Here is an 11,830-nt window from a genome sequence, read left to right on the forward strand (position 1 = left end):
CCCCTTCGCCGAAAGGCGAGACTTCTTCTAGCCGAGTTCGAGCGTGCGAGCGGAGGCTACTGCCCGGTGCGCGCAGTGAACTATCGACAGAGACCGCGAAACTGCTAACACTCGTGAAGAAACGGCCTGCGAACGGCCAGTTCGTACACCACGCCCACGAGTGCAACCACCAGTGCGGTACCGGCAACCACTTTCACGACTCGTCTCACCTCGCTCTTGCCAGCCTTCACGGTCTTCGAACCAACCGTCGATTCGACGAACTCGGCGAACTCGGTTGCGAACGCCGACACGTCGTCCCAGTCGGTGTACTCGTAATCGCGTGAGGTGTCTGTATCACCCGTCGTCACCGCCGAGACGAGTTTGAATATCACTCGCTCCATCGGGGGATATTTCGTGTACGCGACGGCCCCTGCGAACAGACCAACACGGTCGGGGTGCCACCCAGTTCGGTCGGTGAGGTCATCGACGAACTTGCCTGCGCCTTCTCGTGCCCATCGAAGCGGAATAATCGACGCCAACGACAGTTGGAAAAAGCCGTTCGGACGCGCTTCGAGCGCCGCACGATTTCGCTCGACGAACGCGACCACCGCAGGACGGTGTTTGCGGTTGTTCACTGGTGAACCAACCAGCACCGCATCGAACGGTTCGACATCGACATCTGGGTCGTCCGTGACGTTCACGCTCGTTACTTCGTGTCCCCGTGCTTCGAGGACGGTTGTGATGTGTTTGGATACTTTCGCCGTCTGCCCTTCACCTGTTCCGTACGCCACGAGAATCGATACCATTTGAACTCACACCTACGCATACGCTGTTCGTGGCATTAACTGGTGATAGCCAGCTGCATGCACACAGCAGAGAGAACGGTTTCGTGCCAACGGACTTGGTCACTCGACCCTCCGAACGGAGGTCGTCTTCATTCGGTATGGCTCGTTTTTCTCCGTCGGACTCCTCTCTCTACAGAGCGACGCACCTGACCTGTCAAGGGCCGTCACAAAGGAGAAGAAATGGCAACAGACCCGTTGGTCATCATCTCGGTCATCATCGCGCTCGGGGCCGTCTCGAAACTCATCTCGGAGTGGGTTGGGGTTCCGAACGTCGTGTTCTTGCTCGCATTCGGCATCGCTATCGGACCGGAGGGTATCGGGTTTTTCAGTGCAGGTCTCACGAGCGAGCAACTCTCACTCTTCGTCGATATCGCCGTCGCAATCATCATCTTCGAGGGAGCGTTCTCTCTCACTCGAACGAAGATTCGGGCCACACCCAGACCGACGCTCTATCTCGTAACCATCGGGTCGGCCATTACCTTCGTCGGACTTGGGTTGGCGATTCGCGGCCTGCTCGGATTGCAGTGGTCGATTTCGTTTCTCGTCTCCGCGCTTCTCATCGCAACCGGCCCGACCGTCATCACACCCGTCTTGGAGCAAATATCCGTCTCTGAGAAGGTTTCGAGCATCCTCGAAACCGAAGGCATCGTCAACGACCCCGTTGCGGCGGTGGTTGGTGCGGTCGTCTTCTCGGTGACAATCGGGTCGATACGCGTGTCGGGTGAAGGAGATATCGTCGCCGACTTCATCAGCCAAGTGGCGATTGGTATCCTGTTCGGTCTCGTTACCGTACTCCTCTTGGCGTTCGTTCTACGGTCGTTCAGCAACTCGGTGCGAGATTCCCGAATCGTCGTCCTCGCCGCAGCGTTGCTGACCTACGCCGTTGCGAGTCTGTTCGCCACCGAAGCGGGTGTCGTCGCCGTCGCGGTCGCCGGGTTAGCGATGGGGAACACCGATATCCCGTTCAGTGAGGAAATTGCCGGGTTCAGCGATGCGATTTCGACGACGGTGCTGAGCGCGGTGTACATCGTCCTCGCGGCGCTCATCCAATTCGAAGATATCGTCGCACTCGGAGTGGGCGGGCTCGGTGTCGTCGTCCTTGCGATGGTCGTCGTCCGTCCACTCGCGGTGTTCGTCTCGACTTACAACTCGGAGTTCTCGCTGAATCAGCGAGCCTTCATCGCGGCTATCGGCCCGCGAGGAATCATTCCGGCGGCGACGGCGACGCTCTTTTCGTTGCAACTCAGTTCTGCGGGCATCGCGAACGCATCGAGCGTCGTGAGTCTCGTCTTTCTCGTCATCCTCGTGACTGTCGTCATCGAAGCAGGGGCGGCACCGCTCATCGCGCAGACACTCAACATCGTACCCATGACCACACTCATCATCGGCGGTAGCGAAATCGGACGATTGCTCGCAGATAGGCTCGACGAGCGGGGGGAGAACCCCGTCATCGTCGAGCGCGACGACCGGACCATCTCGTCGTTACAGGCGGCGGGTTACTCGGTCGTCCACGGCGACGGAACGAATGCGGACGTGCTGAAAGACGCGGGCGCACAGGACGCCGAGATGGTTATCGCGGCGACGAGCGACGACGCAGTGAACGTCCTCGCGTGCCAAATCGCTCGTTCGACGTTCGGTGTCGAGACGCTCATCTCGCTGGTGAACGACCAAACCAAAGTTGGTGCCTTCCGCGATATCGGCGTTTCGACGCTCACACCCACGACAGCGACGGTCAACGGAATCGAAGAACTGGTCGCTCTTCCGAGTCTCTTCGAGTGGCGAGCGACCACCAAACACCGACAGAAGTTCGCCGAAGAAACCGTCATCTCCGACGCCGTGGACGGCAAGGCAATCGGCGCGCTCCACGTCCCGGACCAGGCCGTTCTCGTCTTGGTCAAGCGTGGGTCTGCATTTATCGTCCCCACACAAGAGACGGTACTGCGGAAAGGTGACCGAGTCACCATCTTCGGCCGGTCGAACGCAGTCGAACGTGCGAGAGAACTCCTCACCGGGTGATGGATGTTCGAACTGCGTTGCAGTCTCTCGGTTTCTGTACCGACGCATCCAACACGAGAGCGCCACCAGTCCCGACCATTAACATACCATTCACGTCGGGTGGTGGTTTTCAGTGACGAATAGATTCTCTCGAGGCTGTGCTGATACTGTTCGAATACCGAAACAACCAGATAAGGTGACAAATAACCAATATAGTTCCACCAGTTTTCCGGACTATGGCCCTAGGGAAAACTTCTCGTGTGAACACGGACGGGACGACGGTCCTGAGGAGTATCCACGAGTTCAACGAAAACCAGTGGAACAACCTCGTAACGCATACTGAACAGGGAACTCTGTTCCATCGCCACGAATGGCTCGCCGCCGTGGAAGATGGACTCGATTACGAACCTCGGCACGTCGTCGTGAGTAAAGACTCCAATCCAATCGCTATCTTCCCCAATTTCGTCTCGGAGTTGACCGTTCCGAACGACGTCACGAACTCCGTCATCTCGGCTCTCGATATCTCCGTGATGGAGTCCGGTGGAATCGGCCACGGGGGGCCGATAATCTCCACCAACGAGCGCGAGAACATCGACCGACTCTTCGAGGCCCTCGACTCAGCGTCTGACGGCCGACTACTGTATCATCTCATTTCGACCTACGACCTTGGACACATCCGCTATGGGCAGTATCTTCGCGCCCGCGGATACGAACCGAACTCGAACGTCGCCACGTTTTTGATCGACCTCTCGGATGGGTGGGAGAAGATTCTCGCCGAGATGGACAAGTCACGACGCAAGGACGTCCGCCGGGCACACGAACAAGAGTACCAAATCGACATTAGCACACTTGGAACGAACATCCACCAAACCTACGGGATGTACGAGAAGAACACCGAACGCGTCGATGGAAATCTCATCCCGTTTTCCTTCTTCGAGACTCTCCGAGATTACTTCGGCGAGCGTATTCGCGTGTTTACGGCCTACGTTGATGGAAACGTAAAGGGCAAGTACATCTACCTGCTCGACACCGAGAACTCGACGCTCCACCACTGGCTCTCGGCGATTCCGGACCGCGACTGCTACGACTTCTATCCGTCTGAACTCATCCACTCCCGGGCAATCAAATGGGGCATCGAACAGGAGTTCGAGACGTACAGTTTCGGGGGCGCTGGCTCACACTTCGACAACTCCGTGTTCCGCTTCAAGACCCAATACGGCGCACAACCTGTCCCAGTTCTCCGGTGGGAGCGCGGGCGGAATCAACTCATGTGGCCGCTGTTCAAATTCGGACGGCAGAAAGTCGTCGAGAAAGGGTTGTAATCGTGGATAAGCTGGACGTTCGGATACGATAGGCACTGGATTCGAGAAGGTTACTCATCCCAACAGATTCCGAATACGGCCGAACAACCCACTTTTTTTCTTCTTCTTCGGGAACCTCGTCCCCAGAGTTGTACGCCGTCACCTCACCAGTGTCCGTATCGACGACGGTAACGCGGTCCACCCCACGCTCGTCGCTCTCGGTCGGGTCGTCGCGGGCCACCTTGTAGTCGATAGCGGGGTCCGTGCGAATGAATTCGAGCCCTTCGTCGGTTGGTTCGACGCCAGTTACGTCTCCAAGGTCTTCGACGAACGCATCGACGTTTGTCACGTAGTCGAATGCGGCAGGATGTGGGGTGATTTGACTCGTCGGCGACTGTGCGGAATAGGCTCGGAATCGGAACTGGTGCGCCATCGCCAGCGCGTACATCACGTCGTTGCCACCGTACCCTTCTTCGCCTTCGAACTTGACGGCCGCAATCTCGTCGTCTCGTCCTGCTTCTGTATCGACGATGAGCGTGATGTCCGTTACCGTCTCCGTTTTGCTGTCGAACTCGGCGATTGCGGCCCGGTTCCACAGGTCCAACGTCTCGGCGACGAGTGTCTCTGCTTCGCCCATCACCGTGACGTACAGATACCGGTCGATCCACGCGTAGTCCGCACCGACCGTTCGCTCACCGTTGTCGTAGTCGGCGAACACCGAATCGTCGTCTGCCGGAAATTCGACCGGGTGGTTCGCCTCGAACCACTCCATGAGCGCCTCGCGACTGCTCACGTCTTCACACTCGAAGTTGTAGACTGTCCAGTTTGGCATAAGTTCAGTTCACGAACACGTTATAAATATCTATGTGCTGACAGTAATTCCGTCAGTTGAATTCGGCTTGCAACCAGCAGGCTCCTTCGACACTGTCGCCGACGTTGGGTTCGTACTCGCCTGCGACGTGGTCGGCGACGAAGAGGTTCACGTCGAATTCCGGCCCTGCCTCGCCTTCCGGTCTGAAGAGTGGAACGCGGAGCAGGTAGCCCTGTATCGGTCCGTGTTCGACTCGGGTCGTCTCTTTGACTTTCGTCCGGACCACGTAGTCGTCGGGCGCACCTCGCTCCCACGGGCGGAAGCCGACGAAATCGGAGACGTCCAACTCTTCACCATCCTCGCCGACGATAGTATCGTAATCAGACTCGCCGAAGTCGTAGGCCGACAGCGCCAGTGAAACCGAGCAGTCGCCACCGAAGTGTTCGGGTGGGTGTTCGAAGTAGTTCGTCGCGAAGGCTGTGACGCCTGCGGGGCCGAGGTCACCGCCAATCCATGCCTCGATTCCAATGTTCCACTCGTTCAATTGCGTCGCTGAAAACTCGTGTGTCACACCTTCGATGCGTGGGTAGGCCGTCGCAACTTGGCTGTCGAGGGTGACGACCATCGGTTTGACTTCTTCGCCGTCGCCGATGTAGCCAGTGACGTTCTGGTCTTCGTGTGTGACGCCCTCCACTGGTTCGCCTTCTTTTACGGTCTGAAACACGAGGTCATCGATGTTCGTGCCGGTTCCGTCGTCTGGAAGGACTGTATCCCAATGGCTGCCGTGGCTCTGCATCGTGACTGTGCCGTCGGCGACTGGCGATGCTCCCATTGGCTCTGTCGGTGGGTCTGCTGGTCGTCGCTCGGAACCGTTCGGTTGCCCACTGTCCTCGTCTGCTGGTGTCTCAGCCGCCGATTGTTCGTCGTCAGAACCGCCAGTAATTCGGTTCAGCAACCGAGTTATTAGATTCATATCAGGTCATCTAGTTGATATTGTATAGTGTTTCCGCCGTCCACGTTCGGCGTGTGGTTCCGGCCGAACCTTCTTGACCAAATGCGCACACGATGTGCTATGGCAGACGCGCCGGGCGCTGGCACAGTCAGTCGATTTCGGTACTGACGGCCGCAAGCACGTCGCTTGCATACCGCTCCACAGCTGGCGATTCGTGGTCTACCAACGCACGAATTGTCGTCAGATGGTCAGCGAACGCGTCTGGGTTCGTGGCTGCGATTTCTTTGCAGGCGAGGAGCGTCCAGACGAGCAACTCGCCCTCGTAGTCGTGGATATCTCCGAACAGCGAAAGCAGACGACCAACGATTTCTGAAGCGTGTTCTGGGTTGCACAGGGCAAGCTCTCGAAGGAACGGGACGACCCCGGGTTTGATTGTTCCTGTTGTAGCCTGAAATTCGAGTTCTGAGACAAGATTCGAGGCGTCTACACACCGTTCTGGGACACCAGCGGCGAGGAGATAGAGCGCGTTTGCCGAAACGATGTCGCTCTCGTGGGCCAGTGCAGACACACTCTTCGGCCACTCTCGTGCGTAGTGACTCGAACTCGGCGTCGGCTCTACGTTTGCAACATACGTCGGCCCAATCTGCGTTGCAACTGCCAGTGCCACACACGCGTCTTCTTGGACGCTACGACTACCTTCTTCGAGCATCGAAAAGAGGGTCGTGAACAGGTCTGGACGGATTCGAAGATACAGTCCCACGGCCCGCATCGCCCACATTCTGGTCCCAGAGAGTGTGAATGGGTTGCGCTGTTGCTGTCCGAGTACGTCGTAATCTGGGAGCGTGCCAATCAAGCCGATGAGGGCGTCTTCTTTCTCTCGAAGTCGCTCTGGGCACAACTCTGCGAGCCACGCGATTCCAACGACTGCCTCGTACTGCGTGGCGTTCGAAGGCGAGTAGACGTCTTCAAAGATGTCGCGGATATCGACGCCCTCTGGTCGTTTGCGTACGCTTTCTTCCCACGACATGGTCACGTAGTAGCAATTGTACCGCCCTCCGTCGTAGTAAACGTGTGGAATGTCACACACGTCGAGATGAATAGGAATGCGGCCTCGGCACTCATAGGGCTCCGCATCACCGAGTGCCTAGTTCGGTTCGGAACGGGTGCCTCGTCATCGGCCATTCACACCTTTCCGATGGGTGGGCAAGTCACTTTTCGTCTGCAGAACACATTTAGACCTCTTCTTCGAAGAGAGGGGCCATGAGTTGGCGCGACATCCGTCCGGTGGTTTTAGGGCTCGTTTGGCGAGACGACGAGTTGTTGGTTGGGCGTGGATACGACCCCGAAGCAGACGAAACGTTCTGGCGGCCACTCGGTGGTGGAATCGAGTTTGGCGAACACAGCGAGGAGGCAGTGTGTCGGGAATTCGACGAAGAACTGGGTGTCGAATTGGAGAACGTCGAACTACTCACACACGTCGAGAACCGGTTCACCTTCGACGGGACGCAATGTCACGAAATCGCCCTCCTCTACGAGGGTGATATCGCTGACGAAGCAGTGTACCAACAGGAGGCGATGGTTGGGTATGAAGAGACGATTGGCGAAGAGTTCGAAGTCCGATGGATACCCGTGGCCGAATTCGAAACGAATTCGCGGACGCTGTACCCGGAAGCCATCGTCGATGTGATTGCAGAACACTGAGGCCTACGACAGTGGACGTTCGCTGGCCGTCAGCTAGATTAGGCCTTCTCCAGCGCACTCACGTCGATGAGTGGAACCGACGGCCTACCAGACAGCGACATCGACCCGGCGACAGTCCCCCAGAACCGTATTTCGTCGCCTTCGAGCAGTCGAAACCCGACAGCGTCGTCGAAGAACTCTCCGGTCGGCCATCGAGTAACCACGTCGCCGGTCAAACGACCGTCTTCCCCCTCGACAGTCACGGTTGCGAGTCGGACCGTCTCGTCTTCCCTCGTCGAATCGACTCGGCCAGTGTACGTCACTGCGGTCCCCGTGTAACCATCCGGGTCCGTAGCGAGGTTCTCGTATGCAACCGTGGTTGCAGTCGTTGGTTTGTCTCCCGACTTCGGGTCGGTGTTCGGATTCTCCGACTCGGCGTAGAGTGGCTGTGGTGTCGGAATCGACCACTCGACGGTTGGAAGCGACGCGTCGGGAAGGTGGGAGCCGACCCACTCCCGTCCAGCGGTGACTTCGGCGCGGAGTGTGGGCGACGATTGGACGAAATCAGAGATGCGTTCGACGACGACGTATAGCACGACCCCACCGACGACGTACTGACCAACCGTCTTCAGTGCGTCGCGACGAGACAGTTCTTGTTCGGTCTCGGCTTCGTTCTCGCGCTCGTCACCCGTCACACTCTCGTCCTCGGATTCGACGGGTTCGCCGAGCCAGTTTCGAGAGACTGGCTCTTCGGTGCCGACGAGTCCACGGACGAAATCTTCGACCCCAGTCTCTCGAACTTCGACGGCGATTGTGGGAGCATCGAGTTCGACCAGACCGGTCTGGTGGGCGTCGGAGTCTAGCCCCCCACGACCAACGACAGCAAGGTATGGTTCGACGCTCGCCCGCTTGCAGGTCCGAACGAACGCGCTCGTCATATCGGCGGTAATCCGTTTCGTCGTCGTTATCCAGATTCGAAGTTCGCGGGGCGTTCCATCTTCTGTTTCACCGTCGGCTTCGACGGTGACGTGCGGGCCTTTGAACCGGACGCGTGTATTGTACCCTCGTGCCTCCCAGATGTACTCGAAGATGGCGGCGAGTTCGACATCTGAACACTCGTCGATGAGTGACGCGAGCGGCGTGGCCGTCATTCGTGCTACCGATTCGATAAGAGGCTGTTAGGTGTTTCTGCCCTATTCTCGGGAGTGAGAACGTGGCTATCGACCGATGGAAAAGAGTGCAGATGGGGCGACGAGAGACCGCTTATTCGAGGCGTTCGCGGGCGGCGGCGACCAAGAGCGGGAGCATTATCGTCGCATCGCCGAGAACGGTCGCGTTGCGGGCGTCCTTCTCTAATTTACCCCACGAACGAGCTTCGTCGAGAGTCGCCCCCGAGAGGCCACCGGTCGCCGCGGGGTCCATCGTAATCTGGACGGCGTAGTCGTATGCACCGGGGGTGACGAGCATCGTCTGGAGGGTGAAGTTCTTCGGAACGCCGCCGCCGACGAGGAGACAGCCAGCCGTGTCGGCATCGTAGGCGAGGTCCGTCAGCGGCGTCATGTCCGAGAGCGCATCGAGCGAAAACGGTGAAGTTTGAGAGTACATCCACGCCTGCAATCCGAGTACTGAATCTTGCACTGCGGGGCAGTAAATCGGCACGTCGGCTTCGTAGGCAGCGGCGGCGACACCGGCGTCTTCCTCGATACCTTCGCGTTCGTTGACCTCGCTGTTGGCACGACCGAGTTCTCGACAGAGGCGCTCGATGCTGACGATGCCTTCCGCTTCGAGCGGCGGGAAGACTTCGTCGCGGAGGTGCGACTCGAACAGTGCGAAGTACTCCTGCGGGAGATAGACGTTGTAGATACGGTCGACTTCTTCGTCACGGAGTGTCTCGTCGTGTTCGCGCGGCGTCTTCTCTTCGTGGTCGTGTGCGCCGTGGTGGTGCTTGCCGCCGATGGCTTCGATGGCGTCGTGGGTGAGGTTCGCACCAGTCGTCACGAGCGCATCGACGTGGCCATCACGGATGAGGTCGGAGACGACTTTTCGCATGCCAGTGGGGACCATCGCGCCCGCGAGCGACACGAACACCGTACAGTCGTCGTCGGCCAACATCTCGTAGTAGATATCTGCGGCCTCGTGGACGTCTGCCGCGCCGATACCGGCGTGGCCGTACTGCTGGACGAGTTCGCCGACAGTCATGCCACTCGTGATTTCGGCGTGCCCGAGCGGGTTGTGCTGGAACTCTTCGCGGTGCGGCATCTCGTAGCCGCCCTCGTCTTCGTGGGCGTCGTGGTCGCTCATGCCTCTCTCTGCGATGGCGGGGCGTTTCAACGCCCCGGTCCGCCGAGAGTGTGGGATAAAATAGCAGGCCGAAAGACGTGTCTGCACTCGAGTCGAGTAGCCGGACTACAGCCCAGTCGGATGACTGACGTACTCGGTCTCCAGTTCCCACTCGTCGGCGAGTGATTGGAGGTTCTTCACACCGAACGTCTCCGTCGCGTAGTGGCCTGCGAGGAATATCGAAATCCCCGCTTCGCGTGCCTCGTGGTAGGCCTGCTGTTTTCCTTCGCCCGTCACGAGTGCATCTGCACCTCGTTCGACTGCTTCGTCCAGCCAATCGGTTCCCGACCCGGTGATGATAGCGACCGAGGAAATCTCGTCGGGGCCGAAGTCGAGTACTTGCGTGCCGTCGTTGCCTTCGAGTTCGTCCAGTGCGTCTCGAATCTCCTCGCTCGTCTTCCCGGATTCGAACTCGCCGTACTGGCCGATGTGAACCGGGCCAACGGAGCCGAACGGTTCGCGCGAGCCGAGACCGAGGTGGTCGGCGACACCTGCCGCGTTGCCGTACTTCTGATTTCCATCGAGCGGGAGATGCGACGCGTAGAGCGCGATATCGTTCTCGATGAGCGGTGCGATGCGGTCGTACTCGTTTCCTGTAATTCGGTCCAACCCGCCCCAAATCAGACCGTGGTGCGTCACGAAGAGGTCGGCATCGAGTTCGATTGCCTTTTCAAAAGTTGCGGTCGCGCCATCGACGGCGAAGACGACGGTTTCGACCTCGGCTTCGTCGGGTCCGACTTGCAAGCCGTTCGGACTGGCGTCAACGTCGGCGAACTCGTCGGGTGAAAGTACCTCGTCGAATCGGGCGACGACTTCGGAGAGTCTCATACTCGTCAGTCGTGGTTCGGGGACTTGTAAGAAACGGGATTGGTGAACCCCTTACTCACCGAGTATCAACAGGACGACCTCGGTATGCTTCAGCAACTCGGTGTCGTCGAACTCTAACGTACTCTCGCACACGCTTTCATCTTCCCATCTCGATTTTTACGACCGAGGTCGCCGAGGTCGAATTTCCGTCGATGATGACTTCGCTTTCTCTACGCAACACGTCATTCTCGTCATAGACGGACAGGTTTCAACAGCAGAAAGAGACGAAAATCAGCGAGCGCGCCGAGGCTACTGCCCGTCCGCGTGCGAAAACACGAACTCCCGAAGCAACTTCGCCGCCAACGTCGCCGCTTGGCCGTCGTCGCGGTCGTTGACTTCCACTACGTCGAAACCATCAGCAGACGGCGCGACCGACCGAACCACGTCGCGCATCTCACGAGAGGTGAGGCCGAACGGCTCTTTCGTCCCGGTTCCCGGCGCATATGCCGGGTCGGCGGCGTCGATATCGACACTCAGATAGATGGATTCGTCGTCGAAATCCGGTTCCCAATCGGCGACTTCTTCGGGTGGAACGACGGTCACATCGTCTGCTTCGGCACGTTCCCACTCGTCGGGTGAGCCAGTTCGAGCGCCGAGGATGATTGCGCGTTCGACGCCGAGTTCGTCGAGGGCGCGCCGGGTGATGGTCGCGTGACTCCACTCGTTACCGTCGTACGCTTTTCTCAAATCGAGGTGTGCGTCGAGACAGACGAACACGTCGGGTTCGACACCAGAGACGCCCGCGGCGGTGATAGTGTGTTCGCCGCCGAGGAGGAGAGGGGCGGCGTCGTCCCACTTTGCGTCGCGGACGCTCCCGGTGAGCCATTCGATGTATTCGGGTGCGTCGTCCCACGCGCGGACATCGTCCGCGTCGTGGACGCCCAACTCGGTGAAAAATTGGTCAGTTCGGCGGTCGTAGTCGTCGAACGACCCGGCGAACTGACGGATTCGATTCGGTCCGAAACGGGTTCCAGGTTGGAAAGAGGTGGAGATGTCGAGCGGGGCGCCGACGATGACGTAGCTTGCTACCTCACGGTCTGCGATTGCCCCGGGGAACATC

The 11,830-nt window shown here is 58.7% G+C and carries 11 protein-coding genes; 3 read left to right on the top strand and 8 right to left on the bottom strand.

The features are described from left to right. Window positions 1-104: 104 nt before the first annotated feature. The gene (locus ACK509_RS11230) at window positions 105-785 is read right to left on the bottom strand and encodes a flavodoxin domain-containing protein (RefSeq protein ID WP_410766626.1); all 681 of its coding nucleotides are present in this window, start codon (window positions 783-785) and stop codon (window positions 105-107) included. Between the two features lie 219 nt (window positions 786-1,004). Here ACK509_RS11230 and ACK509_RS11235 point away from each other — a divergent pair, with 219 nt between their 5' ends. Together ACK509_RS11235 and ACK509_RS11240 are read left to right on the top strand one after the other, a co-directional pair. Further along, window positions 1,005-2,840, top strand: coding sequence for a cation:proton antiporter (locus ACK509_RS11235; protein ID WP_410766627.1), 1,836 nt, complete (start codon window positions 1,005-1,007; stop codon window positions 2,838-2,840). 239 nt (window positions 2,841-3,079) lie between these two features. Continuing rightward, complete coding sequence (locus tag ACK509_RS11240; RefSeq protein ID WP_410766628.1) at window positions 3,080-4,141, top strand: GNAT family N-acetyltransferase; 1,062 nt, start codon at window positions 3,080-3,082, stop codon at window positions 4,139-4,141. Here the strand turns inward: ACK509_RS11240 and ACK509_RS11245 are convergent. The 3 genes from ACK509_RS11245 to ACK509_RS11255 all read right to left on the bottom strand — a co-directional run bounded on the left by ACK509_RS11245 (window position 4,101) and on the right by ACK509_RS11255 (window position 6,910). Next, entirely contained in the window at window positions 4,101-4,952 is an 852-nt protein-coding gene (locus tag ACK509_RS11245) for a hypothetical protein (protein WP_410766629.1), read from the bottom strand. The two genes, ACK509_RS11240 and ACK509_RS11245, sit on opposite strands and share 41 nt — an antisense overlap. 52 nt (window positions 4,953-5,004) lie before the next feature. Then, window positions 5,005-5,904, bottom strand: a complete 900-nt coding sequence (locus ACK509_RS11250) for a hypothetical protein (protein WP_410766630.1) — start codon at window positions 5,902-5,904, stop codon at window positions 5,005-5,007. A 127-nt stretch (window positions 5,905-6,031) separates the two neighbouring features. Then, window positions 6,032-6,910: a hypothetical protein gene (locus ACK509_RS11255; protein WP_410766631.1), complete on the bottom strand. Its 879-nt coding sequence runs from the start codon at window positions 6,908-6,910 to the stop codon at window positions 6,032-6,034. 233 nt (window positions 6,911-7,143) lie between these two features. Between ACK509_RS11255 and ACK509_RS11260 the strand changes: the two genes are divergently transcribed. Further along, on the top strand, window positions 7,144-7,584 hold the full coding sequence (locus ACK509_RS11260) for an NUDIX hydrolase (protein WP_410766632.1): 441 nt from the start codon (window positions 7,144-7,146) through the stop codon (window positions 7,582-7,584). Window positions 7,585-7,622: 38 nt separating this feature from the next. Here the strand turns inward: ACK509_RS11260 and ACK509_RS11265 are convergent, their stop codons facing one another. From ACK509_RS11265 to ACK509_RS11280, 4 genes are all read right to left on the bottom strand, one after another. After that, a complete protein-coding gene (locus tag ACK509_RS11265; protein WP_410766633.1) occupies window positions 7,623-8,714 on the bottom strand; it encodes a hypothetical protein in 1,092 nt (363 codons plus the stop codon). A 112-nt stretch (window positions 8,715-8,826) separates the two neighbouring features. Further along, window positions 8,827-9,864, bottom strand: a complete 1,038-nt coding sequence (locus tag ACK509_RS11270) for a deoxyhypusine synthase (protein WP_410766634.1) — start codon at window positions 9,862-9,864, stop codon at window positions 8,827-8,829. A 105-nt stretch (window positions 9,865-9,969) separates the two neighbouring features. Continuing rightward, window positions 9,970-10,731, bottom strand: coding sequence for a Nif3-like dinuclear metal center hexameric protein (locus tag ACK509_RS11275; RefSeq protein ID WP_410766635.1), 762 nt, complete (start codon window positions 10,729-10,731; stop codon window positions 9,970-9,972). A 288-nt stretch (window positions 10,732-11,019) separates the two neighbouring features. Beyond that, a complete protein-coding gene (locus tag ACK509_RS11280; RefSeq protein WP_410766636.1) occupies window positions 11,020-11,829 on the bottom strand; it encodes an agmatinase family protein in 810 nt (269 codons plus the stop codon). Window position 11,830: the final 1 nt, after the last annotated feature.

Source organism: Haloferax sp. DFSO60, assembly GCF_046557615.1.
In the GTDB taxonomy this organism is placed as follows: domain Archaea; phylum Halobacteriota; class Halobacteria; order Halobacteriales; family Haloferacaceae; genus Haloferax.